This is a genomic window from Roseivivax sp. CAU 1753, from assembly GCF_054482575.1.
In genome coordinates this window covers 289,051-315,176 of record NZ_JBTLRF010000005.1, presented here as the reverse complement: position 1 = coordinate 315,176, position 26,126 = coordinate 289,051, and the positions used below count along the sequence as shown (strand labels likewise).

The 26,126-nt window shown below is 58.0% G+C and carries 24 protein-coding genes and 1 tRNA gene; 10 read left to right on the top strand and 15 right to left on the bottom strand.

All coding sequences use genetic code 11. The features are described 5' to 3' along the window. Nucleotides 1-3: 3 nt before the first annotated feature. Nucleotides 4-741 carry a hypothetical protein gene (locus ACXYMN_RS13035; RefSeq protein WP_459014136.1) on the top strand — a complete coding sequence of 246 codons (738 nt, stop codon included), beginning with the start codon at nucleotides 4-6 and terminating at the stop codon, nucleotides 739-741. A 183-nt stretch (nucleotides 742-924) separates the two neighbouring features. Here ACXYMN_RS13035 and ACXYMN_RS13030 read toward each other — a convergent pair whose 3' ends face one another. Then, complete coding sequence (locus ACXYMN_RS13030; RefSeq protein WP_459014135.1) at nucleotides 925-2,154, bottom strand: MobA/MobL family protein; 1,230 nt, start codon at nucleotides 2,152-2,154, stop codon at nucleotides 925-927. Between the two features lie 217 nt (nucleotides 2,155-2,371). Between ACXYMN_RS13030 and ACXYMN_RS13025 the strand changes: the two genes are divergently transcribed. The 3 genes from ACXYMN_RS13025 to ACXYMN_RS13015 all read left to right on the top strand — a co-directional run bounded on the left by ACXYMN_RS13025 (nucleotide 2,372) and on the right by ACXYMN_RS13015 (nucleotide 4,827). Continuing rightward, nucleotides 2,372-2,722 (top strand): hypothetical protein, encoded by a 351-nt coding sequence (locus tag ACXYMN_RS13025; RefSeq protein WP_459014134.1) that lies wholly within the window; start codon nucleotides 2,372-2,374, stop codon nucleotides 2,720-2,722. A 222-nt stretch (nucleotides 2,723-2,944) separates the two neighbouring features. Then, on the top strand, nucleotides 2,945-3,904 hold the full coding sequence (locus ACXYMN_RS13020; protein WP_459014132.1) for a DNA cytosine methyltransferase: 960 nt from the start codon (nucleotides 2,945-2,947) through the stop codon (nucleotides 3,902-3,904). Between the two features lie 62 nt (nucleotides 3,905-3,966). Then, nucleotides 3,967-4,827, top strand: a complete 861-nt coding sequence (locus tag ACXYMN_RS13015) for a NaeI family type II restriction endonuclease (RefSeq protein WP_459014131.1) — start codon at nucleotides 3,967-3,969, stop codon at nucleotides 4,825-4,827. Here ACXYMN_RS13015 and ACXYMN_RS13010 read toward each other — a convergent pair. Together ACXYMN_RS13010 and ACXYMN_RS13005 are read right to left on the bottom strand one after the other, a co-directional pair. Further along, on the bottom strand, nucleotides 4,820-6,034 hold the full coding sequence (locus ACXYMN_RS13010) for a PP_RS20740 family protein (RefSeq protein ID WP_459014130.1): 1,215 nt from the start codon (nucleotides 6,032-6,034) through the stop codon (nucleotides 4,820-4,822). The two genes, ACXYMN_RS13015 and ACXYMN_RS13010, sit on opposite strands and share 8 nt — an antisense overlap. Then, on the bottom strand, nucleotides 6,031-8,001 hold the full coding sequence (locus ACXYMN_RS13005; RefSeq protein ID WP_459014129.1) for an ATP-binding protein: 1,971 nt from the start codon (nucleotides 7,999-8,001) through the stop codon (nucleotides 6,031-6,033). The genes ACXYMN_RS13010 and ACXYMN_RS13005 overlap by 4 nt, the downstream gene beginning before the upstream one ends. Before the next feature lie 501 nt (nucleotides 8,002-8,502). On the opposite strand from ACXYMN_RS13005, the gene ACXYMN_RS13000 reads away from it, so the two are divergent. Continuing rightward, the gene (locus ACXYMN_RS13000) at nucleotides 8,503-8,928 is read left to right on the top strand and encodes a DUF6538 domain-containing protein (RefSeq protein ID WP_459014128.1); all 426 of its coding nucleotides are present in this window, start codon (nucleotides 8,503-8,505) and stop codon (nucleotides 8,926-8,928) included. A 217-nt stretch (nucleotides 8,929-9,145) separates the two neighbouring features. Here the strand turns inward: ACXYMN_RS13000 and ACXYMN_RS12995 are convergent, their stop codons facing one another. Together ACXYMN_RS12995 and ACXYMN_RS12990 are read right to left on the bottom strand one after the other, a co-directional pair. Then, entirely contained in the window at nucleotides 9,146-9,670 is a 525-nt protein-coding gene (locus ACXYMN_RS12995) for a YbjQ family protein (protein WP_459014126.1), read from the bottom strand. Further along, nucleotides 9,670-10,152 (bottom strand): YbjQ family protein, encoded by a 483-nt coding sequence (locus ACXYMN_RS12990; RefSeq protein ID WP_459014125.1) that lies wholly within the window; start codon nucleotides 10,150-10,152, stop codon nucleotides 9,670-9,672. The genes ACXYMN_RS12995 and ACXYMN_RS12990 overlap by 1 nt, the downstream gene beginning before the upstream one ends. A 651-nt stretch (nucleotides 10,153-10,803) precedes the next feature. Between ACXYMN_RS12990 and ACXYMN_RS12985 the strand changes: the two genes are divergently transcribed. Beyond that, entirely contained in the window at nucleotides 10,804-11,208 is a 405-nt protein-coding gene (locus tag ACXYMN_RS12985; RefSeq protein ID WP_459014124.1) for an ankyrin repeat domain-containing protein, read from the top strand. 45 nt (nucleotides 11,209-11,253) lie between these two features. Here the strand turns inward: ACXYMN_RS12985 and ACXYMN_RS12980 are convergent, their stop codons facing one another. The 5 genes from ACXYMN_RS12980 to ACXYMN_RS12960 form a co-directional block, all read right to left on the bottom strand. Beyond that, nucleotides 11,254-12,498: a M10 family metallopeptidase gene (locus ACXYMN_RS12980; RefSeq protein ID WP_459014123.1), complete on the bottom strand. Its 1,245-nt coding sequence runs from the start codon at nucleotides 12,496-12,498 to the stop codon at nucleotides 11,254-11,256. Nucleotides 12,499-12,654: 156 nt separating this feature from the next. Then, nucleotides 12,655-13,374, bottom strand: coding sequence for a peptidase (locus ACXYMN_RS12975; RefSeq protein WP_459014122.1), 720 nt, complete (start codon nucleotides 13,372-13,374; stop codon nucleotides 12,655-12,657). A gap of 94 nt (nucleotides 13,375-13,468) precedes the next feature. Beyond that, the gene (locus ACXYMN_RS12970) at nucleotides 13,469-14,314 is read right to left on the bottom strand and encodes a transglutaminase family protein (RefSeq protein WP_459014121.1); all 846 of its coding nucleotides are present in this window, start codon (nucleotides 14,312-14,314) and stop codon (nucleotides 13,469-13,471) included. Continuing rightward, nucleotides 14,311-15,264, bottom strand: a complete 954-nt coding sequence (locus ACXYMN_RS12965) for an alpha-E domain-containing protein (RefSeq protein WP_459014120.1) — start codon at nucleotides 15,262-15,264, stop codon at nucleotides 14,311-14,313. The genes ACXYMN_RS12970 and ACXYMN_RS12965 overlap by 4 nt, the downstream gene beginning before the upstream one ends. 7 nt (nucleotides 15,265-15,271) lie before the next feature. After that, on the bottom strand, nucleotides 15,272-16,684 hold the full coding sequence (locus ACXYMN_RS12960; RefSeq protein WP_459014119.1) for a circularly permuted type 2 ATP-grasp protein: 1,413 nt from the start codon (nucleotides 16,682-16,684) through the stop codon (nucleotides 15,272-15,274). Nucleotides 16,685-16,911: 227 nt separating this feature from the next. Between ACXYMN_RS12960 and selD the strand changes: the two genes are divergently transcribed. Then, nucleotides 16,912-19,074 carry a selenide, water dikinase SelD gene (selD, locus tag ACXYMN_RS12955; protein WP_459014118.1) on the top strand — a complete coding sequence of 721 codons (2,163 nt, stop codon included), beginning with the start codon at nucleotides 16,912-16,914 and terminating at the stop codon, nucleotides 19,072-19,074. A gap of 30 nt (nucleotides 19,075-19,104) precedes the next feature. Here selD and mnmH read toward each other — a convergent pair whose 3' ends face one another. Continuing rightward, nucleotides 19,105-20,175, bottom strand: a complete 1,071-nt coding sequence (mnmH, locus tag ACXYMN_RS12950) for a tRNA 2-selenouridine(34) synthase MnmH (protein WP_459014117.1) — start codon at nucleotides 20,173-20,175, stop codon at nucleotides 19,105-19,107. 184 nt (nucleotides 20,176-20,359) lie between these two features. Between mnmH and ACXYMN_RS12945 the strand changes: the two genes are divergently transcribed. Further along, nucleotides 20,360-20,434, top strand: a tRNA-Phe gene (locus tag ACXYMN_RS12945). 31 nt (nucleotides 20,435-20,465) lie between these two features. Here the strand turns inward: ACXYMN_RS12945 and ACXYMN_RS12940 are convergent. From ACXYMN_RS12940 to ACXYMN_RS12930, 3 genes are read right to left on the bottom strand one after another with little or no spacing between them, the layout of a single operon-like run. Beyond that, a complete protein-coding gene (locus ACXYMN_RS12940) occupies nucleotides 20,466-21,578 on the bottom strand; it encodes a tyrosine-type recombinase/integrase (protein WP_459014116.1) in 1,113 nt (370 codons plus the stop codon). Further along, nucleotides 21,578-21,814 carry a hypothetical protein gene (locus ACXYMN_RS12935; protein WP_459014114.1) on the bottom strand — a complete coding sequence of 79 codons (237 nt, stop codon included), beginning with the start codon at nucleotides 21,812-21,814 and terminating at the stop codon, nucleotides 21,578-21,580. The genes ACXYMN_RS12940 and ACXYMN_RS12935 overlap by 1 nt, the downstream gene beginning before the upstream one ends. A gap of 15 nt (nucleotides 21,815-21,829) precedes the next feature. Further along, nucleotides 21,830-22,036 (bottom strand): hypothetical protein, encoded by a 207-nt coding sequence (locus tag ACXYMN_RS12930; protein WP_459014113.1) that lies wholly within the window; start codon nucleotides 22,034-22,036, stop codon nucleotides 21,830-21,832. Between the two features lie 136 nt (nucleotides 22,037-22,172). Here ACXYMN_RS12930 and ACXYMN_RS12925 point away from each other — a divergent pair, with 136 nt between their 5' ends. Then, nucleotides 22,173-22,595 carry a helix-turn-helix domain-containing protein gene (locus tag ACXYMN_RS12925; protein WP_459014111.1) on the top strand — a complete coding sequence of 141 codons (423 nt, stop codon included), beginning with the start codon at nucleotides 22,173-22,175 and terminating at the stop codon, nucleotides 22,593-22,595. A 378-nt stretch (nucleotides 22,596-22,973) separates the two neighbouring features. On the opposite strand, the gene ACXYMN_RS12920 is transcribed toward ACXYMN_RS12925, so the two are convergent. Then, complete coding sequence (locus ACXYMN_RS12920; protein ID WP_459014181.1) at nucleotides 22,974-24,050, bottom strand: hypothetical protein; 1,077 nt, start codon at nucleotides 24,048-24,050, stop codon at nucleotides 22,974-22,976. On the opposite strand from ACXYMN_RS12920, the gene ACXYMN_RS12915 reads away from it, so the two are divergent. Further along, a complete protein-coding gene (locus tag ACXYMN_RS12915) occupies nucleotides 23,946-26,114 on the top strand; it encodes a DUF4962 domain-containing protein (protein WP_459014110.1) in 2,169 nt (722 codons plus the stop codon). The two genes, ACXYMN_RS12920 and ACXYMN_RS12915, sit on opposite strands and share 105 nt — an antisense overlap. Nucleotides 26,115-26,126 lie beyond the last annotated feature (12 nt).

Genomic DNA, 26,126 nt, shown 5'->3' with positions numbered 1-26,126 from the left:
ATCATGCATGTTCTCCCCGTCACCCTCCCGGCCCTGTTGTCGGGCATGATCGATACCGAAAGCGCGAAGCTGACACTTCAACTGAATTCGATGATGGCCGAAAAGGTCCAGGAGATAGAGGGGCGGAAGAAAGCAAGCTGTTTCGCCCGCCTGCGTCTTGACGCGCGGGGCGACTTTGATTGCTTAACCGCCTCGTTGGAACGCACTTCCCCAGAGGATTTCGAAGTTCAGTTGGATTGGATAAACTTCTCCATGGCGCGGTACAGCCTTCGGGAACATGTAGCCGCCGAATGGTTGAACCAAGCAGTAAAACGCCGTCTGTCACGTGGGCGCGAGCTGGCGCGTTTGAGCGATACAGAACTAAATGGCCTCTTAGTCCGTTGTGAACCGCGAATTCACTCGGCGACCTATTCGACTACACACTTCCAAGAAGCGTTTCTCGGTCTACTTGCCCAAGCTGAAATAAAGGAGCGCAACCGTACTGGTTCTAACCACCAGACGCTTCAAGCCATAAAGGATGCACAGCCACTTCACGAACTCCTCGCATACGAACGCGGACATGCCATTCGAGCGGATTTCGGCCCCCAGGAAATCTGTAGCATGAATAAATATGGGCGCGGCACGGCGCTGCCCGACGACACCCGAAAGGTTTACGACTACCGCGCCTACCATGATGAGCGCTGCGAAGGGTTTCCCCTGTTCGACGTTTGGGGCGACCCCTGGTCGGAAGGTGGATGGTAAAAAAGGACTACCTCGCAGCTGACTGCCCCCCAGAGCGGACCGGAAGCCTCGAAAGTTGCACCTAAAGCCATCGATTTCGTTTAGAACTCTTTGCTAAGTACCCAAAAACGATGTCGACGAACTCGCCTTAACGATCAAATCGCAGGAATACGAGATTTCCGTTAGAACAGAAGCGCAAATCGGTCAGCTGCCTATTTTCCGCTGTCTCTGGCGCGGGCGACGGGCGCGTTGTTTCGCTTTGTAGCTCATTGTGAATTTCGGCGGCTGCTTTGAATTTGGAGTGGCCGCCGTCTCGGTTTCGGGGTCGAGGGTACGGTCGCTGGTCGGGTCAATCCTCTTAGCGGCCTTCCCTTGCGCCCAAAGAATGGCTGCCTTCATTGGGTCAAGTGCATCGAGATGAGGCGCACTCTCGATGGCTTCAGCACGGGCGGCGGTGGATTGAGCAGTATCAATCTTAGTCGTAGCGTCGACACTATCCGCACGGCGGGCCGCTTCATTCTCCACGGCAATCCGCTGCGATTTTTCGAGGCGAGCTTTCTCACGCTCAAGGTCACGCAATAGCAGCCAGCTCGCCCAAAGCGCGTCGTTCTTAGTCTGAACTTCTGCACGCGCTTTGCCGAGAAAGGTGTCGTCCGCCCCCCTCATCAATATACGCCGACGGCCTCGTGCGGTACTTCTTGCTCCAATCTTCGGCTGCGGCATGAGCCCTTCAGGGGCGTCACCTACAGCAGCAGCTTTCTCATAACTTCTAAGGTCGACAAGCTCTTCTACGCCCAATTTCTTCAGTTGACGATTGACCCGCTGCTGCCATTCATCGCGGATTTCTTGCACAATCCGGGGGCCAGAAACGATACCGTCAAGGTCGCGGAGTTTCCGGCCGAAAGACTTCGTTTCTTCGTTCCAGAACCTGGTAGGGCAGAGAATGTGGACGTGTTGATTTAGATGATTACCACGTTCATCCTTCCGCAGCTTAGCTGGCTTTTTTTGCCCTTCTGTCTGCGGGATCAGATCTTCGATAATCTCTTGATCCAGCCCATGGGCAAGCGGATGATGGATCGCCGCCAGGGAAGAAATCCCATAGCGATCATGCAGCCAAAGGCAGAACCCGCGCACCAATACGCGTTGCTTTTCGAGCGATAGCTCGTGAGGTAATGACACAAGTATTTCACGTGCGAGCCGCGCCCTGGGGTGTTTCTCTTTGGCGCAAGCGGCGTTGAAAACCTGCTCAGGCATGTTTGGCATTCTAATCGATTCCACCGAGACGACATCACGACGACGAGAATAATCCTTCACTTTGCCAGTGCGGTCGCAGCGGTAGCGCCCGCCTGCACAATAGGCTGCAGCCGCGACGATGGACGCGGTGTTGCTACGGTTGCGAATTTTGATTTCTAAACGCGATGCCTTGTGTCTCATAGTCTTGAGATGGTGCCCCGTACCAGTTCACGCTCCCGTGCAAAGCCCGCTGCAGGCGCGCGGCAACTCCATCGGAGTTGCGTAACCGCGCCCTTAGCCTGTCCCAGGCTCGGTGCTGGCACTCAGTGGCACTATAGATGGGCGCAAACTTCTTGGGAGCAAAACGGCCGACAAGGCCACATTTCCAATCCGATAACTACAATCCAAAAGGGAATTCATGATGCCCCCTCTCGAAAAACAGATTGCTGCACTTGAGGCGAAAATTGTTAAGGAACGTGCAAAGTTGGCCGACGCGAAAGCCAAAGCGGCCATGCAAATCCGCAAGCGCGACACTCGGCGGAAGATCCTTTTTGGCTACGCCTTCTTGGACTGGACGAGCAACCTGCCGCGGCTCGAGAGAAACCGGATTGTCGGCTTGGTGCACGCCCAGCTGAAGGTGAAAGAGCGCGAGGCTTTTCCGTTGAGGGAGGTGCTCCGCGACATAGAGGCCCGCGCAAACAAGCAAGTAAACTCTGCGTCGACGACAGACCCTGTAGCGCCGTGCCTACCCTTCTTGGACAATGAATAGCAAATTTTGAACCGTTTACTGCTACTTCCTCAGAAATGACGCGGCTCGAACGACACTGCAAGACGCGCGGACTGCTCGGGGACAACTACTATAGGAGGGATTCTCCCTTGAACGCCCCAAACATCCCCAGTAGGAACAATAAAGGAACATCACAACATAACGCGACTGTCATTGACCGCCATGCACTCTAAGTGTTGTATAAAAGAAAAGGGCAAGAACAACATGCTGACATCTGTAGAACTCTGCGCCGGAGCTGGTGGCCAGGCTCTTGGCTTAGAGAATGCCGGATATTCCCATTCTGCCCTGGTTGAGATCGACAAGCATTGCTGCAACACGCTTCGACATAATCGCCCTGAATGGAATGTTCTTGAAGAAGACGTTCGGGAGTTCAAAAACCGCGCATGGGAATTCAAAGGCATGGACCTTTTGGCAGGGGGTTTGCCATGTCCACCTTTCTCCGTCGCGGGAAAGCAGTTGGGTGAAAAGGACGAGCGCAATCTTTTTAATGATGCAATCGACATAGTGGATGCGACGCGCCCTCGCGCAGTGATGATTGAGAACGTTAGAGGCTTTCTCGACGCCGCGTTCCATGACTACAGAGAGCACTTGAAGCGCCAGCTGGAAAAGCTTGGATACAAGACAGATTGGCGCCTGCTCAATGCATCTGACTATGGGGTACCACAGCTGCGGCCGAGGGTCATCATCGTGGCGATGCAGCATGATAGGGCCGAGCACTTCGATTGGCCTGACCCCCACCCGCACAATCCTCCAACAGTCGGCGAAACGTTGAAGGATCTCATGGCTGCTCGAGGATGGCGGGGTGCTGAAGCTTGGGCCTCAAAGGCTGATGAAATCGCCCCTACGATTGTCGGCGGCTCAAAAAAGCACGGGGGACCAGACTTAGGTCCCACACGCGCGCGCAGAGCTTGGGCGTCTTTGGGAGTAGAAGGACGCACAATCGCGCCTGAAGCCCCAGATCCATTCCATAATGACATGCCCCGCCTAACGGTTCCGATGGTTGCCCGAATCCAAGGCTTTCCTGACGACTGGGTTTTCACTGGCGCGAAGACGAATGCTTACCGACAGGTGGGAAATGCGTTTCCGCCTCCCGTTGCGGAAGTAGTAGGCAGACAAGTGGCAAAAGCTCTTCGCAAGCGAGTTTTGCGCGCGGTAAACACATAGAACTTAAGTTTCTCATCCTTGTAGGAAGCATTTTAAGTGCCAAATGATTGATTGAGGGAAAATTGAGAAAGCAGATTCCTCAAAGTGTTGTGATGCCGGGGCATTCCGACTTTGAACTCCTCTCGGACTTACAAAACGAAATCCTCAAGAGAGCCGGAGGGCAAGAGGGGCTGGAAGCACTGTTCCCCAGTATGCTTCGTCAGTGCATTGACGACGTGATCATGACCCCAAAGACTGGACGCCGCTCTTATGATGAGCTTGAGAAGACAGAAAAGACCTACATTGGCACAAGGGTTGAAATAGAACTTAAGGCGATGCTCGGTTTGAAGAAGGGCCGACTTGATACAGTAATCAACGGACATGATGTCGACATAAAAAACACCATGGGCAACAACTGGATGATTCCTTCGGAAGCGATTGATCATCCGTGCATTCTTGTGGCAGCTGATGAGGCCCAAGCAGCCTGTTTTCTCGGTCTTATTATAGCCCGTTCAGAATATCTCACTGCAAGCCAGAATAGAGACGCGAAGAAGAGTGTCTCAGCGCTGGGTTTCGAGAACATACTCTGGCTTCTGAAGCGCCGACCCTATCCTCAAAATTTCTGGCGAACCGTACCGCAAGAAACGATCGATGAAATATTCTCAGAGAAATCAGGGAATGGAAGAGTCAGAACTCTTTTTCGTTTAGTTCAAAGACGCCCAATTACCCGGGACGTTATTGAGGCTACGGCAAAGCAGAAAGATTTTACTCGTCGCGTGAGAGCGGATGGAGGCGGCGGGACCAGAGAGCAACTTGCAAAAGAGGGGATCCTCTTACTGAATGGCCACTATGACAAAAAACTAATTCAGGAACTTTCGCTTCCAATGTGCTCAAAAAGTGAGTTCATTTCGTGCCATCTGAACTCAGTTGACACATTCAAATAGGGATTGGACGGACGGCGTGACCACGCACCCACTCTTTCCAATCCGGGATTGAGTAGCTTGCCATGGACAAAAGGCCCTCGGCCTCTTCCACGATCTCCTCGACTAAACCGTCATCATTCCCAATTGCATCATCCAGATCCCAAATTCTTTGTACTCTGGCAATCGCCCTTTTGGCCGCACCCAACTCTAAGGGATCGCCAAGTAATTGCCCGTTTGCCGCTGGAGGGTTAACCCGGATCGGCTGGGGTGTAATCGTAAAGGCAAATGACAGCATATCGGGAGCACCGTCAACGACACGATAACAATACACGCTATTCAAATGTAGCTTTGCTTGAAAATTTCCTTGTCCGTGAAAGAACTGCAGTAAATGCTTCGCCAAACCAATCGAATAAGCCCGCAGAAACTGATCACCTTGATTGTCCCACGCGCCCTCCAGATTTTCGTCAAGATTATCTGGCGAAATATTCATGCACTTACCAAGTTCTACCGGGAAATCAGCAGGGTGTTCGTCTATATTTTTCCTAATTGCAGCTCTGAAATCGTCCCCAGGCTGACCGAGGAACTCAGGGCCGACTCTGGTTGTAAGAAACAGTAGCCAAGGTTGCTTAGCTTGAAACTGATGTGACAGTAGCGTGTGAAACGCCGCAAACAGATTCTTAGTGCGCCCAGTCGGTATGTGAGTGAGGTGGTTGCAAGCGTCAATATTAACGACGTCGAAGGGAGCTTCTCGCGCGAGACGCTCAGCGGCCTGTGATCGGTCCTCTGAGATATCTTCCAACCTATCTGGTAGAACGATAGAATTGTCTGTTATTTTCCCCACCTGTCGCAAGGCAGTTTCGTCTCCAGGGAAGGGTTGTTCCGTTTCAGATGGTTCCAGCTTCTCCAAGCTGGAATCGAAGCCAAAATACTCGATCTTTGTGCTGTGTTCCCCGAGGCGGTCAGAAAGATAGCGAATGTCCAGAAGGTCTTTTCCTGGAAGCGAAAAGTAACGGAGGACTCCACGATGTTCGGGAGTACGCTCATCAAACAGCCGCTTCGTAAGGTTGCCCCACTGATATTTTCGGACGATCTGTTTCACCGGATGGTGCCAAGGAAGGAACTGAGTTTTCAACCCATGCTGAGGTGAATACGATTCAGCTCCGGTATCAAAAACACGATCGAGATACTCGTCTTCATCAACCACTTCGTTTGCCAATTGTTTATTCAATTCTCTGAACTCCGGAAGACGGAGATAATATCTGAAATCAATGCCTCTTGCGCTTCAAAATCAAGTCCTTCCATTACCTCATGGGCCAGTAGAACTTTCGCAATTGCCTCCGCAAGCACCGCGGTATTCCCTGTAGCGTCACCTTTTCCGGTCATCCCCGAAGCTCGGATTGTAACATATCCTTCGGACCTGAGTTTTGATACATTTTCGGTCGGCCCGGCTATTCTCACTTCGGGTGTTGGTTGCGTCCCTCTACGTTGGCTCCAAATTACATCTGCTTCTCTAACAATAGAGTTTCGTGTGTCTTCGTGCGCCCTTTCTCGCTCAGCAGCATTCTTCTTAGTTGCCAGATCCTTCAGCCGGTTTGTTAGCTGTTTAATCGAGTTATGCAGCCATAGGCTAACAAGCTGAAAGTGAGGATGGGCAAAGTTGAAAGACTCACGATCGATGTTCAGCGCTGCATCCAGCCCTTCTCTTACGAATATCTCCGAGCTGATCTGTCTGAGCCGTGTCTGTTCTGCGACCTGATACTTAAAGAAAGTCGGATCAAAAAGAGCGCCACTCGCCTCCCGAATACGCACAAGGACCCCATTATTTTCCTTTGGAACCATTCTCCCCGTCCAAAATAAATAGCCTTCGACTTCTAAATCTCCACCACGAGCTTGGATCGAAATCTTTCCCATATCAGGAGAGAATTTGCCGACGAACATTACAGCTCTGCTCAAACCGCGCGCTTCACTCTTGTGATGCTTAAATCGAATAGGCTTTTTTAGGGTTATTCCATCAATATTCACTGCGAACTTGCCCTTTGGGTCGTAGCCGCTGTCCAATTGAACATCATACTTTTCTGCAACAGCATCCCGAACAGACTGTCCATCGCCAAGGGAAATCACATCACCTTTGCCTTTTGCGCCGCTCAACCAAAAAAAATCTATTTCGCTTGAATTAGTCAGATCAAATGGATGCTTATCTTCATATTCGACAGGAGAAGAAAGCCCGAGGTTCCATATCATTTCAAGATATTTATCCAGAGTAGTTGCCAAGTCTGGCCTACTTTTTCTCGAAAATCCTTCCTCTACCGCGTCAATAAGCTTCCCCATCTTATCATCCGCACGAACTTCTACCCCCCAAGGATAATTTGGCTCCACTTCGAACTGAGACAATTCACCAGGTTCGGGTTTTCTTCCAAGAAACCCGGAATGATAACTTGGTTTTTCGGCCTTCAGGTTTGCCCATGTCTCTGTATCGCCCGCTTCAAGGGCATCTTCCCGCTCCCGAATTGCCTCCCAATTATCGGCGTCTCGGAGCAGATCTCTGACCCTCGGCCGAATTCCATCCAGAATGATATCTGTTCCATGTGCATCGAAATCGGTCGTTTCTTCGCGCCGGATATACACATCCCCCGCAATATATTCACTGCTGCCATCAGCACCCGCCGTGCCATCTTCTCGATACTGGTGCATTTGGATTTCAGCAGAGAGCCTGAAACTTGCTCCCTTTGTTTTCGTTATTATGCGAAAGCTCTTTGCGAGTTGGCTGACTGAAAACAATCCGATCCCGATTTTGCCGATTATCCTACGGCCTGAAGGCGTACGCTCGGGGTCCGAAGCATTTGTGATACCAAGCTTCATGCCCTCATCAATGCGCTTCGCGCTTCCGCCAATATTGTGCATCAACCGGGCCAAGGATTCGTAACTCATCCCTAAGCCGTCGTCGCGCACATACATCTTGGCGAACCGCGGCGCATCAGTCATGATCGTAACATTCTGAGCGTCAGCGTCCCAGGCATTCGAGATCAACTCTCGTAGGGCAGATGCAGGTTGGCGGTAGATGCCGTCAGTTACTCGCGCGATCACCCTGTCGCTCGGCTTGAGAACCGTTTGGACTACCCGACCATTGTTCAAAGGATCTCCAAGCCAAGACGCGAGATTGCTTCGGTCTACAATTTTTTCAATGGCTTCGGTCATATTGGTCGCTTTCAGGTGTTCGTAATATCTGTAGTCTCACAGGTTGCTAATGCGCAATGTCAAATTCCCTTGATAGTGGTATGATCACAAACTGGTAGGCAAAGGATGTATGATTTGGGGAGGCCTGTTAGCAGAAGCAAAGGCCCCCAATCGTCGTGCTGTTCAACGCGGGTCGGATCGAGGTGACTAAGCTCTTGTTTGATGGCCTGAACTCGACTGCTTGACCCTGCCACACAGTGAAAGCTCAAAAAATTCGGTTTACACGCGACCAGGTATCCCGTTGAAATCGCTCAGTGAGCCCACGGTGGAGTTTACAATTTTTTCCAATCTTTTCAGCGCGTCGCTCGGATTGCAAATCCGTGAAGACCGGTTCGATTCCGGTACTCGCCTCCATTTCCCCCTAAGCCTCTAAATCCCCACATATATTGCAAAAAGACACTAACAAGGATACTACTTTGGATACTACCCATGGCCGGTAGCCCTCCTTAGTAAGGGGCTTTAATGCGCTATCATCCCTCCACGCTCTACCTGCCCAAAGCCAAGGGTAAGTGGTACGTCCGCGTGACCGTCCCTCAGGTCCTGATACCTCACTACCGGAACAAACAGCTTGCCCGCTCCACCGGCACCAGCGACCGGGCAGAGGCCCGCCTGAGGCAGCATGAGATAACCGCCCGCATCTATGCCGAGTTCGACTCGAAGCTCTCTACCCTCCTACAGGAAGAAACTGAGAAGGACGTGGCCACCTTCGCACAGGCAATGGGGGTGCGGCAGCCCCTAGGGGAAGCGGCTTCTAGGCCAGCCTACCAGAAGCTTTATGCTGACGCTCAATACGTCCTCTCAAACCAGCAGGACTACTCGAAAGCTCAGGTAGAGGCAGCCATGCATTTCGTTCTGGTGGATACGTTCACCTCTACCTCGAAGCTATAGTAGTCTATTGGCAAAATCTGCGTTCTGGATTGACTCCTGCCTTTGACTAAAACGAAATGGTCCTCCTCCTTAAATACAGCAAGGACTTCAGCGCCTTGACACTCGAAAAATGCAGGCGTTTCGAGCATGGATTTAGATTGAGGCCAGCTTGCCTGAGACCAACCTTTCGTGGCTGCGAGTATACAAATTAGAATACAGCAATATAAGTTACTTTTCTTCATTCAATCCTCACAGCAGTGCCTGAAGCCACCAGCATCAGCATACTGGAACCCGTGGCGGCCAGCTCAACATAATCCAAGTCAATCCCAACCACTGCGTTCGCACCCACTCTATGAGCCTCCCGCTTAAGCTCGTAGAGCACGGTTTCGCGAGCATCTCTCATGGTCTTCTGAACAGCCTCAGAGCGGCCACCAACTACGTTACGCACACCTGCAAATAGGTCCTTAAAAATATTCATACCGTAAGCGCACTCAGCCGTGATAACAGTGATGCGTTCTTGAATATTGATGTCAGGCTGAGACTCGGTGGTTATTAAAATACGGTCAACTAAGGCCCGCTCATTTCTTTCTTTCTCCTTTGCCTCTTGTGCATAGCGTTCCTGTCGCTCTGATGCTGTCTCGACCCTATCAAACCTACTGCGGTCTATATCTTTAACCAGATGTTGCGCGTGGCAAGTAGAGCAGCGCCCATTGAAGGAACCTTTGTTGCCAATAGCGTTACCACAATCAATACATACGGACATTAAGCGCCTTCAATCCTCACAGCAGTGCCTGAAGCCACCAGCAGCACCATATTACCCGCCCCACTTAGCTCTACATAATCCAAGTCGATTCCAACCACAGCGTTAGCACCGACCGCGTGAGCCTCTTTTTTGAGTTCGTAGAGGGCCGTGCGCCTTGAGTCCCTTAGCGTCTTCTGTACCGCCTCTGAGCGGCCTCCAAACACATCTCTGACGCCAGCAAACAGGTCCTTGAAGAGGTTCATTCCAAAAGCGCACTCAGCGGTTACAACTTCGATGCGTTTTTCAATCTTCAAGCCCTCAGGGTAGGCTTCGGTTGTGAGAAGCACTTGAGACACTTCGTGGTCTCGATTCTGTCGTTCGAGCTTCTTAGGGTCCGGCGCTCCACCACTTCGTTCTTCACGGATGCGCTCAAGCAAACATTCCTGACACTCGGCACCCCCCAGAAAGCCAGTTTCTCTCCCGCAGCCGCCACACTTAGCCATATTAGTCTCCTTGCTTCGCTCCAAGCAGCGCCTCACCTGAGCCACCCACGTAGGTGATGACAAACGTAGCCTGCCCTCTGACATGGCACTTGCTGCACCTTAGCTTGGGCAGCAGTTCGAGCACGTCCGTCTCTCATCCGAGCGTATCAATCAAGGTTTTCACTGCAAGCATGGAGGTGTGGCCACAAAATTGGATACTAAATTTGCAGTACCATGGATACTACAGCCTCCTTTAAGGTTCTGAAAACAAATAACTCATTTCGAATCAGTCGATTCCGGTACTCGCCTCCAAGACCCCCTCTTTTCCTGTTCCGAACGTTCCGCCGGTGCGCGCGGCACGGATCCGGGTGTCTTCCGGCGGTCGGGCATGGCGCGATTGTCCGCAAGGTTCCGGGGGATGCGGCGGGAAGATTGCCCGGTGCTCGGGCAGAGACAGGACCACCGGAACTCAGGGAAAGTCGTTTCACACCAATCACCTGACCGGCCAAGATCGTGCTTTGCCTTAACGGTCGCGCAGCCGGCCTTGGCGCGTGCAGGGGCGGGTTGCGCTGTGGCAGAGGATTGAGCCGCGCCGGGAAATCTGCGAGCCTTGCCGCGGGTGCCGGTGAGCCCGCGGATCAGGCGGCACCGGTTGCAGGACAGGGCGGGCAGATGGCCAAGGCGAAGGCATCGAAAACCCGGCAGACCGTGCCGGAAATCCTGGCGCGGTTGTCGGACCGGATGTTTCCGGCAGAACTGGGCGCGGCGCGGGTGACGGTGCGGTCCCGCGAAGCCGATGGCGACGGCGTCCTGCACAATCTGCTTTACGGTCGCGAGCTTTTCCCGGCGCAGGCGCTGATCGAAGTGGGGGCGGATGTGGATCTGGCGGGGAACTGCGGGTTCACGCCGCTGCATGTGGCCGTCTGGTGCAACGATGCGCGGGCGGTAGAGATGTTGCTGGACGCCGGCGCGAACCCGGCAATGCGCAACAGTGACGGCCAGACCCCCCTGGATATGGCGATCGAGGCCGACCATGCGGAGGTCGTGAAGCGACTGAACGGCCCAAGCCGACGGTAAGGGATGGCGCGGCGACGGGGCGGCGGATGGTGCCGCCCTGCCTTGTCAGACCATGTAGTCGGTTGACCCGGTCTCGCCGGTTCCAAGACCTTCCAGCAGGACCGTCTGGTCGAAAAAGCTCAGCTCGAGTCCATCGGCGGTGTGGTCGACATCGAGATTGCGCAGCACCCGGATGACGCCGTAGTCGGACACGTCGAACTTGTCGACGCCCTTCTCGAAGTCGGTGATGGTGTCGTAGCCCGCCTGCCCCTTGACGAAGATGAAGGTGTCCGCGCCGGCCCCGCCGGTCAAAGTGTTGTCCGCCGCGTTGCCGATCAGCGCGTCATTGCCGCTGCCACCGGTCGCGTTTTCGATCACGACGCCATTGGCGATGGTGTAGCCGCCGTAGATACCGCTGGCATAGGACAGCCAGCCACCGCCGCCCTGCTCAAGCTCGAGCGTGGCCGGGCGCAGGTCGATGACCACGTTGGCGCTGCCGTTGTAGCGGATCTCGTCGGTGCCACCGGCATCCCAGATGCAGGAATAGAAGGTGCCCCCGGCATTCACATCGGGCAGGAGATAGACGTTGTCGCCGGTCATGTAGGCCATGTTGGCGCCGTACTTGTCCTGCAACAGCGCCACGTCGACCGCCATGGGCGTGCCCTGGTAGCCGTAGGCGGTGGCCACGCTGGGATCGAGCGCCCCGTCGGGATTGGTGGCCCAGCCGTCCACATAGGACATCGTCGTATAGATGCCCTGGTTCAGATCGCCGAAGCCGGTGCTGCTTGACCCGATGACGCCGGGCAGCACGGTCGAGCCGCCGCCGGTATCATGCGGATGCGCGAGGCCCAGACCGTGGCCGAACTCGTGGATCAGGGTGATGAAGCCAAAGCCCCCCTGCTCGAGCCCGCCGCTGGTGTCCCAGCCGGTGCCGTCGCTGGCAAAGCCGGCAGAGCCTTCGTCGAAGTTGCCCGGCGGGTTCATCACGCCAAGATACAGTCCGCGCGCGTCGACCTTGTTGAGCTTGAACTCGGCATCGGCCTCGACGCTCGTCTCGACGAACTCGACGTTCATGATGTTCTCGTAAAGGTCGAACGCCGCCTCGACGCGCTGCTTTTCATAAGCGGTCCACTCCTGCGTCGTGAAGAAGCCGAAGCGCTGCCCCATGGGCTGGAAGTAGTATTCGATGATCATGTCGCCATCGGCGTTGTAGTCGCCCGAGGCCACCTGCGTGCCCCAGTCGATGGCGTCGGTGTATTCCGTCGGAACCGTGGCGGCGGTTGTGGCCGCGAATGTCGCGTTCGGTTGCATGACGAAAACTCCCGGTAGGATATCACTGATGGCGGGCCATCCCGAAATGCGGTGGCCACGTCGTTAATTTATGTAAAATCTGGTCTTTAAACAAGCACACCATCCCGTGAGATCGCGTGCCGCGGCGTCATGTCGCCGATCGGGGGATGCGCCGGATCAGGCGGATTCGATCTCCTGGAACGACTTCCGGAGCGCCTCGGACCAAGCCTGGCTCATCTTCTGGAAACCGGGGTCTTCGGCCTCGATGCGGCGTTCGCGCGCGATGCGCAGGCCATCGTTCTCGATCGTGACGAGGTCCAGCGGCATCCCGACGCTGAGATTCGAGCGCAGGGTCGAGTCCATCGACAGCAAAACGGCTTTTTCGGCGTCTGCCAGCGTGGTTTCGGGGCGGATCACCCGGTCGAGGATCGGTTTGCCGTACTTGTGCTCGCCGATCTGGAGATACGGCGTCTCGGCGGTGGCCTCGATGAAATTGCCCTGCGAATAGATCAGGAACAGGCGCATCGCCCCATCGGCGCGCTGACCGGCCAGGATCATTGAGGCCGAGACGGATTCCTGCCGCTGCATCTTGCCGCGCACTTCCTGGGTGACCGCCGACAGGGTGTCGCCGACGATCTGCGCCACCGCCAGCATCGAATGCGCCGCCATGATCGAATGGGTCTCGTCGCCGGTCTCGATCGCCTCGGACAGGCGCGCGATGGTGGTCTGGGTGACCGACAGGCTGCCCGCCGTCATGATCGCGATGACCCGATCGCCCGGGGCCTCGTAGGTGAACATCTTGCGATAGGTCGAGATGTTGTCCAACCCGGCATTGGTGCGGGTATCGGACAGCAGCACGATGCCGTCGTTGAGAAGCAATCCGACGCAGTAGGTCATCGATTCGAACCTGTTTGAAAGTGACCCGCAGACAGTGGCGCAACCGGTCCGGGGCCGCAATCGGCCTCGGGGCCTTGTAAGTTGCTACGTGACGTTATTGCTGCTGCTGCTGGCCCGCGTTCTGGGCATCCAGATCGCGGATCTTGACGATAACGTCCAGCGTTTCGCCCGCGCCGCCGATGACCATGCCGCGAATCGGGGATGCGTCCTGCGCGTCATAGCCCGAGCTGAGGCGGATATACCGTTCGTCGGGGCAGCAGCGGTTCGAGGCATCGAACCCGACCCAGCCCAGCCCCGGCACCCAAAGCTCGGCCCAGGCGTGGCTGGCCTCGGCGGCATGATCGCCGCTGTCGCTGAACAGGTATCCGGTGACGTAGCGGGCGGGTATGTCCGAGATCTGCGCCAGCGCGATCAGCACATGCGCCTGATCCTGGCAGACCCCCATGCCGCCTTCCAGCGCCGCAGCCGCAGGGGTCATGTGCTCGGTCTCTCCGGGGACGTATTGCACGTTGTCGGACACCGCCTCGGACAAGGCATGCGCCTGTTCCAGCAGCGTCGCATCGGCCATGTCCGCCAGTGTCGCCCGGGCCAGATCGCGCAAACCCTGGCTGGGGCGGGTCTGTTCGGTGTCGGTCAGATAGGCCGAGGGTGGCATCTTTTCGCGATGATCCTTCAGCACGCCCGCAAAATCGCGGGTTTCGATCTCTCCCACCACCTCGATTTCGAAACTGTCGAGCGGGCCCATGGCCGATACCGTTTCGGTCCAGTCGCCCGCCCCGTCCCGGAAGGCAGCCCCCCGATTGGCATGAAGCATGTTGATTTCCCACGACACGACCTGCTGGTTGGCGCATCGCGACGGGGTCAGCCGGTGCGACTGGATCAGCCGCTGGATCGGTCGGTCGAAGGTGTAGCGCGTCACATGAGAGACATTCAGCCTCATTCCGGCACCCCGCTGAGATAGGTTGATTGGACCACGCCCGCGATCTCGGCGTTGCGGTTCATGAAGCGCAGCAGGAACTGGTGCAGGCCCTCGTCGAAGATATCCTCGACCGTCAGCTCCGAGATTTCGCCCAGCAGACCGCGGGCGACCGCAACCGCGCGACCGGCCTTGTTGTAATCCCTCGACAGCCCCTCGAGGTGATCGACCGTGTCCTGCGTCGCCGCCATGAGCGAGCGCGGGAATTGCGGGTTCAGGATCAGCAGGTCGGCGATCTTGGCCGCCGTGATCTCGCCCTTGTAGGCCCAGACGAAGGCCCGATGCGCCTGCATCGACCGCAGCAGCGTCGCCCATTGGGTCTGGTCGAGCGCGGAGCCCACATAGGACAGGCTGGGCAACAGCAGGTAGTATTTCACATCCAGCAGACGCGCTGTGTTGTCGGCCCGTTCCAGCGAATAGCCCAGACCGATGAAGCGGTAACCGTCGCCGCGCAACTGCGTGCCGCTGACCGCCCCCCGGATCAACGCCCCGGCGCGCAGGGTCCAGTCGGTCATGTCGGTGAGCATGAGCTTGGACCGCTCGGTGCGGTGATAGTCCTGCATTTCCTGGAAGGTGGAGTTGATCGCGTCCCAGACCTGGCCGGTCAGCGCGGTGCGCACCACGCGGGCGTTTTCGCGCGCCGATGCAAGGCACGACATGATCGAGGCCGGGTTGGTGCTGTCAAAGAACAGGAAGGTCTCGATATTGCGCTGGTTCGGTTCGCCGTATTTTTCGCGGAAGACATCAAGCTGGCCCAGGGCCTGAAGCACCGCTTCCCAATCGTTGCGATAGCCGCCGCCGATGTCGGGCAAGAGCGCGTTGCGACCGCCGACCTGCAACAGGCGGGCGGTGGTTTCGGCGCGCTCGATATAGCGGGCCATCCAGTAAAGGTGCGATGCGGTGCGGCTCAGCATGATATGGTCACTCCGCCAGAACCCAGGTGTCCTTGACCCCGCCGCCCTGCGACGAGTTCACCACCAGTGAGCCTTCATTGAGCGCCACGCGGGTCAGACCGCCCGGCACCAGTTCGATCTTCTCGCCGACGAGGCAATAGGGGCGCAGGTCCACATGGCGCGGCGCCACGCCTTCGTCGACGAATGTCGGACAGGACGACAGGGCCAGCGTCGGCTGGGCGATGTAGTTCCAGGGTTTCTCTTCGATCTTGGCGCGAAAGAGCTCGATCGTGGCCTTGTCCGCAGACGGGCCGACCAGCATGCCGTAGCCGCCCGAGCCGTGCACTTCCTTGACCACCAGTTCGGGCAGGTTCTCGAGCACGTATTTGCAATCATCCGCCTTGGCGCATTGCCAGGTGGGCACATTCTCGAGGATCGGGGCCTCGCCCAGGTAGAAGCGAATCATCTCGGGGACGTAGGTGTAGATCGCCTTGTCGTCGGCCACCCCTGCCCCGGGCGCCGAACAGATCGTGACCCCGCCCGAGCGATAGACATTCATCAGCCCCGGCACGCCCAGCATCGAGTCGGGCCGGAAGCACAGCGGATCGAGGAAGGCATCGTCGATGCGGCGGTAGATCACATCGACCTTCTTCGGACCCTCGGTGGTGCGCATCCAGCAGAAATCGCCATCGACGAACAGGTCCTGCCCCTCGACCAGTTCGACCCCCATGAGGTCGGCAAGGAACGAGTGTTCGTAATAGGCCGAGTTGAACTGGCCCGGCGTCAGGATCACCACGTTGGGATCGCCGTCGCATTTCTTGGGCGCGACCGAGGCCAGCGTCTTGCGCAGCGTGTCGGCGTAATTGTCGACCGGCGCGATGCGGTTCTCGACGAAGAGGTTGGGGAACATGCGCATCATGATTTCTCGGTTCTGCAGCATGTAGGAAACGCCCGAGGGCGTGCGGCAATTGTCTTCGAGCACGTAGAACTGATCGGGTCCGGTACGCACGAGGTCGATGCCGACGATGTGGCTCCAGACGTTGCGCGGCGGGCGGATGCCGACGACGGCGCGCTCGAAGGCCGCGTTCCGGGTGACCAGATGTTCGGGGATCTTGCCGGCGCGGATGATCTCGCGCTGGTCATAGACATCGGCCAGAAAGGCGTTGAGCGCAGTGGCCCGTTGCCGGATGCCCCGGTCGAGCTTGCGCCATTCGTCGGCGGTGAAGACCCGCGGGAACATGTCGAACGGGATCAGCCGCTCGGGATCGCCGCCTTCGCCGTAGACCGCGAAGGTGATGCCGACGCGGCGGAACAACGCCTCGGCCTCGCTTTGCTTCATCGCCCGGAAATCGGCAGGCATTTCGTTCTGCCATTTCTCAAGCTTTTGATAGGCGGCACGCACCGCGCCACCATTGATCATCTCGTTGAACGTCTCTGCCATCGCGCCCCCTTATGCTGCCACGACATAGGGTATTGCGCCGAAACGCAATGGGCGCGCCGCTAATATTTGGGCATTCCGGCGCAACTGCCCGTTTTGCGTGCATCGACGCGGCCGCTTCGGGGGGCACGGGGGCCGCGCCTTTCGGGTTGCGGAACCGCCGGGCGCGCGCCATGTCCGGAAAAAGGCCCAGACCAAACCGCTTTGACCCCTGACCGGAGGCCCGCCACATGCACGCTTCGCCCTTGCCGCAAACCCGCGATCTGGTGCTTGTGGGTGGCGGTCACACCCACGCGCTGGTGCTGCGCAAATGGGCGATGGACCCACTGCCCGGCGCGCGCCTGACGCTGATCGACCCGACGCCGGTGACCGCCTATTCCGGGATGTTGCCGGGATTTGTCGCCGGGCATTACCACCGCTCCGCGCTGCAGATCGATCTGGTGCGGCTGGCGCGCTTTGCCGGGGCGCGGCTGATCCTCGGGCCGGTGACGGCGATCGATCCCGCGGCGCGGTTGATCACGGTGCCGGGCAGACCGCCGGTGGCATACGATGTCTGCGCGCTGGATGTGGGCATCACCTCGGCGATGCCGATGCTGCCGGGGTTTTCGGACCATGGCGTGCCCGCCAAACCGCTTGGGCCCTTCGCGGATCGCTGGCAGGACTACCTTGACGCGGACGGCGCGGCGTCTGTTGCAGTGATCGGCGGCGGGGTCGCGGGGGTGGAACTGGCGATGGCCATGGCCCATGCGCTGCGCAGCCGCGGACGCCAAGCCGAGGTGCGCATATTCGAGCGGTCCGAAGCCATGGCGGGACTGGGCGCACCGGTGGCCGCGAAACTTCGCGCGTCGCTTGAGGAAGGTGGTGTAACGCTTTGTGAACATACAGAGATTGAACGCATCTCGTCCGGCGGTGTGCACCTGTCCGATGGCACGACCCACGCCGCGTCCTTCATCGTCGGGGCCGCGGGTGCGCAGCCGCACGACTGGGTGGCCGAGATCGGGCTTCCGCATGACGGTGGCTTTCTGACCGTGGGCGAAACGCTGCAAAGTGCCGATCCTGCGATCTTCGCCACCGGCGATTGCGCACATCTCGGCCACGCCCCCCGGCCCAAGGCGGGGGTCTATGCGGTGCGGGCGGCCCCCGTTCTTTACGACAACCTGCGCGCGGCGCTCGGCGCGGGCAAGATGCGCGCCTACCATCCCCAGAAAGACTACCTGAAGCTGATTTCACTGGGTCGTCAAAGCGCTTTGGGCGCGCGCTTCGGGCTGCGGTTTTCAGGGCCCTGGGTCTGGCGCTGGAAAGACCGGATCGACCGCAAGTTCATGGATCAGCTGGACGATCTGCCGGCTATGAAAACCGTGCCTCTGCCAAGGCAGCATGCGGCAGGCATGGCCGAAGCGCGCGGCGAAAAGCCGATGTGTGGCGGTTGCGGCGCCAAGGTCGGCGGCGCGACCCTGGCTCGGGCGCTTGCGGAGCTGCCCGCCCCCACACGCTCTGACGTGATCCCGCTGCCCGGCGATGACGCCGCATTGCTGCGTTTCGGGCCGGTCAGCCAGGTCCTGACCACCGATCATCTGCGCGCAATGACGCTGGATCCGGTGATGATGACCCGCATCGCCGCGCATCACGCCCTGGGTGACGTGCTGGCCATGGGGGCCGCGCCGCAGGCCGCGACGCTGAACCTCGTGCTGCCGCGCCTGTCCGAGGACCTGAGCGCACGCACCCTGTCCGAGATCATCGTCACCGCATCCGACGTCCTGCGCGCCGCCGGGGCCGAGATTGTCGGCGGCCACAGCTCGGTGGGCGACGAACTGACCATCGGCTTGTCGCTGACAGGTCTGCTGGACGGGCCGCCGATCACCCTGTCCGGCGGTCAGCCTGGGGATGCGCTTGTCCTGACCAAACCGCTTGGGTCCGGGACAATCCTCGCCGCCGAGATGCAAACTGCGGCCCCTGGCGATGTGGTGGCGCGCTGCTGGGCGCTGATGTGTCAGAGCCAGGCCGACGCCGCGCGGATTCTGGCGGACGCCCACGCAATGACCGATGTGACGGGGTTCGGACTGTTGGGGCATGCGCGCAACATGGCCGAGGCGTCGGGAACCGGCGTTGCACTGACCCTGTCGGCGGTGCCGGTGATGACCGGCGCCCTGGCCCTTGCCGAGGCCGGGCATCGTTCATCGCTATATCCGCAGAACCGGCAGGTTGCCCCGCACCTGCCCGAAACCCCGAACCATGCGCTGCTGTTCGATCCGCAGACCGCCGGCGGGCTACTCGCGGCGCTGCCGGCGGCGCGGTCGGACGCCGCCCTCAAAGCGCTTCGGGACGCCGGATACGAGGCCGCGATGATCGGTCACCTGACGGACCGGGCGGGTGTCATCGAGGTCGATGCCTGACCGCTCGATCGGGCTGTCGGGAGGCGGGCATCACCGGCTTGCGGCGGCCTCAATCTGCTCCAAGGCGGCTTCGATATCGGCCGCAACCTCTTCCAAAGCGCTTTGGCCAAGCGCCTCGGTCCGCACCCGCGCGGCGACATCCGGCGCCATCGCGCGCATGGCGCTGGCATAGGCCGGATCGTAGTGATCGACCATCAGGCTTTCGACCAGACCGGCGGTATCGCCTGCGTCGATCCGGTCGAACCAATGGGTGACCAGCGCCCTGCCCCGATACCGTTTCAGGGGCGCAAGCTTTTGCCGCAAGGCGTTGGTGTCGCTCAGAATATCTGCGTAAGCCTCGACCAGGTATGCGGTGCGCACCGGCACCGGTGCCGCGATCTCGATCCAGCGCGCGGATTTCATCGCCGCCCAGAGCGCGGGCGGCAGGTTCAGGTCTCCGATCTTGCTCGACTCGGCCTCGATGATGACCGGGCGCGACGGATCAAGTCGCAGGACGACCTGGGCCAAAGCGCTTTCAAAAGCCTTCTGACTGGGCTGTCCGCCCGGTCGCGCGCCCAGAAGCGAGCCGCGATGACAGGCAAGCCCTTCCAGGTCGATGACCTGCACGCCGCGACGCTGCAGGACGCCCAGAAGATCTGTCTTTGCGGTGCCCGTGAAACCGCCGAGCTGCACCAGGCGCAGGCCGAGAGGCGCATCGTACAGCCGTTGGGACACCAGCCGTCGGTAGGTCTTGTAGCCGCCCTTCACGGTGTCGGCGCGCCAGCCGATTTCCTTCAGCATCCAGGCCATCGACCCCGAGCGCTGCCCGCCGCGCCAGCAATAGACCAGCGGTCGCCATCCGCCGTCGTGATGCGCCAGCGGTCCCTCGATGTGGCCCGCGGCATTGCGAAACACCAGCGCCGCGCCGATCTTGCGCGCCTTGAAGGGCGACACCTGCGTATAGATGGTGCCCACGCGCGCCCGCTCATCGTTGTCGAGCACCGGCAGGTTGATCGCACCGGGGACGTGGTCCTCGGCGAATTCCTCCGGGGAACGGACGTCGATCACGGTATCGAACCCGTGGTCGCACATGTCGGTCAGCGAGGTTGGAAAAATCGGCATGGTTCGGGTGTAGTGCAGCGGCGCGACATCGGAAAGATGCGATCCGAACGGGCCGTGTCGCGGGCCCCCGTGAGGCGCGAAACCATCCGGCGCGAGCGGCCCGCGTTTTTTGCCCGCGCACCTCTGGACACCGCTTGCGGCTTTGGCTAGACCGCCCTCACCCGAGGGCAGCGCCCTCTCCCGTGCCCGGGTAGCTCAGGGGTAGAGCAGTGGATTGAAAATCCTCGTGTCGGTGGTTCGATTCCGCCCCCGGGCACCACTTAACAAGCTGATATGATTGCGTTTTCTGCTCATGACTGATCCTCGTTTTCGTCAAGTTTGACGCTTTTCTGCGAAGGTTTGACACTTTCGGCCCGCCTTCGGTTCTCTTCTTCCAATGTCGCCATGGTCTCGCGGTTCTTGTCGGCAAGGTTCGCGGACCGCGAATAGTGCCGCGCCATAGATGGGGTTTTCTGCCCCAGAAGGTCCGCGATGCGGCGTTCATCCAGCCCCGCCTCGCGCAAAGTCGTAGCGACCGTGTGCCGCAAGCCCTTGAGGGTCAGGCCTTTTTCGATAAGACCTTCATTCTCAAGGGCGGTCTTGAAGCGGTGCCAGACGGTTGAAAAGCCGTTGTAGGTCCAAGCTTCGCCCCGCGAATTGGAAAGCACGGTTTCGGCCTCATGGTCGGTGATGCGGTCAAGCGCGGCCTGAAGCGTGGGGCTGACCGGAATCGCGACCTCTTCGCCGGTCTTGCCGCGAACGCCCCAGATGGTACCGTCATCAACCTGATCCTTACGCAATCGCAGTGCATCCGACGGATCGAGGCCGGTGTTCATCATAAGGGCGAGAGCCACGCGCACATGGGGCTTTGCTTTGCCTATGACAGTGTCTCGCTCCTCGATTGTCCAGGGGCGGTTGGCATAGGCGCGGTCGCGAGGGCGGCGCTTGGGGATCACATCTTTGGCGAAGTTGGCGGAAATGAGCCCCTTCGGGATGTTGTAGCGAAATACCTCGCTCAAAAGCGTGCGCACCATGTTCGCCCGCCGCCAGCCAATCTTCTTCGCCGCCTTGTCGTGAATGCCCGCGATCAGAGGCGTGTCGATCACGTGGATCGGCGTGTCGCGGATTGGCTCAAGGAAATCCGCGCACTTGCGATAGTCGCGCCGGGTTGCTTCGGCCAGGTTCTGGTAGTGCTCTGTTTCAAAGTAGGACTGGATCAACCCGCCCAAAGTTCCGGCTTTCGGTGCCTTCGCTCGCTGTGCCTCGGCGATTGCACGGATCGTCTCACATTCTGCAAAGAACTCGGCGGAACCTATCGGCGCATGGGACAGGTCAACCTTGTGGCCGGTCTCGCGGTGATAGCATCGCTGCTTGCCGTGCCGGTCCTTGAAAATCTTGAACCCCTTGACCCGCACCTGTGTCATCAAAGGCGGTCCAGAATGGTTTCGCGCGTGTCGGTCACGGACCCAGACTTCACATCATCAATCCAAAGATCGAGGTCACGGCGATCCCAAAGACGTGCACCTCGTATCAACTCCACCGGGCGCACCGGGCAAGCGGCCTTGAAATGCTTGACTGGCAACCCGGCATAGCTCGCGGCCTCGGACTGCTTGAACATGCGTTTATCTACCACGTTAATATTGAGATTGGTCGTCGTCATGACCTGACACCCCCATCAATTCGCCGCCGAACTCTCGGTCCTTTTGACCTTGGTGGCATTCTTCTGAAACCGTTCCCAACCGCTCATCGTCAGCATCTTTGTCTTCGACGATATCTCCACGAACTCCAGCTTCCCGGTGTTCATTAGTGCGCGAATTTGCGCAGGACTAAGCCCGACGATCTCGCTGAGCTGTTTGGGTGAAAGCAGGCGTTCTTGTTGCAAAATGACCTCCTTCATTGGGGTTGAGCGGAATCGGTTGTTTTGGCGCGGCTGGCATGTTCAGATAGAGTAGAACCACCATTGTGCTATTTTTTGCATATTTGTGAAATTTAGCACATTCGTCAACAGGAAGCCGCATTTGAGGCAAAAAACCACCGATTTGCTTGTTGGGATAGGTGCCCGACTTGCAATCACGCGCAATGAAATCGGATTGTCCCAATCGGACATGGCAAAGGAAATCGGCGTCTCGCTGCGAGCCTATCATAGCTATGAGAAGGGCGAGCGGGGGCTGCCAATTGAGGCTCTGGTCATGCTCGACGAGAAATTTGGGACTGACGTGACCTGGATACTTCTGGGCACGAAAGCTGCCCGCGTGCAGCACGATATCGACGCGCTGGAAGAGTTTGAAACCTCACTGGATCGCTTCCTGACGGACCAAGGCATCCGGATCAAAAGCGAAAAACGTGGGGCCATCGTAGCGCGTTGGTATCGGTCTCTTACAGATGGAAAGGAGATCAAGATGGAAGACGTTCACACTTGGATCGAGCTGTTGAGGGAGTAGGATATGGAGTTTAGACAATCCGGCACATGGCAGCGTCACCAACTTGCAGCACTTGAAAGAATGCAGATCGATATTGGCCGATTGACGCGACCAGTAATGAGTCTCACTAGTACTTTCTCACTCGTTTACCTACTGACGTGGTGCCCTATCTATTTGGGCTTAAGCTCAGAAGATCTCCCTTTGATCTATCTCGTTCTCGCAGGCATTTCCGGGATGGTAGTCGCGATGATCTTCCCTTCGTTTGCTTTGGCCGTAGCGATAGAAGGTTACTTCTGTCGACGCCTTGGTTCTTCACGCAGAAGGCCCTTCAAATGGGAAAAATAAGCTTCTTTCTAAACAGATGCGTGGATAGAGCGGTTATCTATGCGCGCCAGCGGTTCAGATGTATCTCCACCATGTAGCTCTATCTTTGTTGCTAATGCTCATCTGCGTGGTGCCCTTCGTAAACCCGTCTTCAAGTGTGGCCTTGATCTGGTTCCCTTTTGGGCTGCCGACGTCGTGAACCTCGTAGGTTACCGTGCCACCACTTTTTTCAAATCTGGCATACGGATCGTCGAAATCCTTCAGTTCTGGGATTTCGAGCTTGATGGTGTTTTGTTTGTTGTGAGCTTTTGCAGGGTTAAGCCCATGCACCAACCCAGATTGAACACTCTCAACCTGCGAAATGTCCTTGAAGAACTTGTCTGCAACTCGGAAGGGTATCTGCGTTTGCGTACCTCGTGCTTTGCGGAGGCGCATTAAGACAGTAGTGCCCGATGGATCAGCCTCAATGGGCTCTTTTTCTTTTGGGCCACTCGACCCAACCGACTTGGATTTCTTTGTTTTTGTAGTCTTTTTCGGAGGCGCGTATGTCCGAGACGCGAAGAGCTTTTCGGTATCAGAACCGTCTGACTTCTTTTTACTTTTTCTTTGAGGAGGCCTGATCTTGTCCTCTTCTTTGATGTAGCCGTTGTCCAACAGCTTTGAAAGAAGCGTCTCATCCAACTTCAAGGCGAAGCCAGAGGTTGTATCGCGCCACGAAGCCATGGCGTCGAGAGCGCTCTCGATGACTTCGTCTGTCAGAGCAGTGTCCAACTGCAGTCCTGCTTCTACGTTCGAATATAGCCCCGATGCCGTCATATTGTTTGAACCGACGATCAAACGTGCTTCTTCGACGTTCCTAAACAGATACACTTTTGGGTGGAAAACGCTTCCAGCCTCATTGTGATAGACGAATGTTTCGCTGGCACCGTGTTCTTCGAGCTTTAAAAGTGCCTTTACGCCCCCGATGCCGACACCGTCGTCGTCGAGAACCCGCCGCGCTTCACATGGCTTCCGGCAATCGAGGACGAGGCGCAGTATGTCCTGCGCGTGTCCCCCGATCCGGCCTTTCCCGCCGAAACGACGCGGACCTTTGCCAATCTGCCGTTGAATTTCTTCACACCGGACGTGACCTTTGCTGCCGGTGCGTATCACTGGTCATACGCGGTCTGTGACCCCGCAACGGGCAAGCCGGCCACAAGCTGGAGCAAGGCGCGCCCGTTTTCCATCGCGGAAGGACTGCCTGAAACGCCGTTGGCTGCCCGGAACACGCGGTTCGCAAAAGCGAACACGGACCATCCGCGCCTGTGGCTGACAGCCGATAGGCTCGACGGCTTCCGCAAGGACATCGCCGCGAACCAGGACCATTGCAGCTGGGCCAACTTCTACCAGAAATCCGTCCTGCCCTGGATGGATCGCGACGTCATGACGGAACCGGTCGGCTATCCCGACCACAAACGCGTGGCCCCCGTCTGGCGCCAGACCTACATCGACCTGCAAGAGGTGATGTATGCCATCCGCCATCTGGCGATCGGTGGCCAGATCACCAAAGACGACGCCATGCTGACGCGCGCCAAGGCCTGGCTGCTGGAAGCGGCAAGCTGGGATCCGATGGGCGTCACGTCCAGGGCATATACCGACGAATGGGCTTACCGCGTCACCAATGCCCTGACCTGGGGCTATGATTGGCTGTATGATCACCTCGACGAGGCCGAGCGCGGAATAGTGCGCGAGGCGCTGCTGGCGCGCACCCGAGATATTGCCGAACACGCGATCCTGAACGCCAAGATCCACCTGTTCCCCTATGACAGCCATGCCGTCCGGTCCGTGTCGCTGACCATCGTGCCCGCCTGCATCGCCCTGCTTGGCGAGGACGAAAACGACGACGCCCGTGACTGGCTGAACTACTGCATCGAGTTCCTGTTCACCGTCTATTCGCCCTGGGGCGACAGCGATGGCGGCTGGGCCGAGGGGACCAATTACTGGATGATGGGCATGGCCTATCTGATCGACGCGGCCAACCAGCTGAAATCCTACACCGGGCTCGACCTGTACAAGCGGCCCTTCTTTCAACACACCGCCGACTTTCCGCTGTTCTGCAAGGCCCCGAACACGCGTCGGGCCACCTTTGGCGATGACAGCACCTTGGGCGAGTTGCCGGGCATCAAGACTGGCCTCAACATGCGGCAATTCGCGGGCGAAACCGGAAACGGCGCGTACCAGTGGTATTTCGAGGAGCTCAACCGCATCAATCCCGGCACGGAGATGGCGTTTTACAACTGGGGTTGGTGGGACACCAATTTTGACGAACTGGTCTACCTGACCTGCTGCCCCGCGATCGAGGCGACACCGCCCGAAAACGGCATGCGGCATTTCAAGGGCATCGGCTGGGTCGGCATCCAGCACGAGATGGCCAATCCGGACGAACATATCCAGCTGGTCTTCAAATCCTCGGCTTTCGGGTCGATCAGCCACAGCCACGGCGACCAGAACGCGTTCTGCCTTGCCGCCTACGGCGAAGACATGGCGATCCAGTCCGGCCATTACGTCGCCTTCAATTCGACCATGCACCGCAACTGGCGTCGTCAGACCAGATCCAAGAACGCCATTCTGATCAATGGCAAAGGCCAGTATGCCGACAAGGACAAGGCCAAGGCCATGGCTGCGACCGGCAAGATCCTGACGGCGGAGCACCGCGCGGATCACTACTACATCCGCGGCGATGCGACAGCGGCCTATCGCAGCCTGTCGCCCGAGGTGACGCTGGCCGAACGCGAAATCTACTTCGTGCAGAACAACTACTTCGTCATCGTCGACAGCGTCGATGCCGAAAGCCCGGTGACGCTGGAATGGTTGCTGCACGCCAACGCGCGCTTCGAACTGGGCAACACGTCGTTCCGAAACACCGGGGAAAAGGCCGGCTTTTACGGTCAGGTCGTCTGGTCCGAGGCGGGCAAGCCCACCATGACGCAGACAACCGGATTTGCGGATGTCGATCCGTCCGAGTACGAGGGCCTGCCGGTCAGCACCTGCCTGACGGCGCAGTATCCGGCCTCCACGCGGCACCGCATCGCCACCCTGCTCGTCCCCTACCGGCTGGACGATCCGAAGCGGATTTTCCACTTCCTCGACGATCAGGGCTACGACGCCGACCTCTACTTCACCGATGCCGATGAAAACAGCTTTCGCGTCGTCATGAAGAAACTGGCCTACACCTGATCCAACGCACGG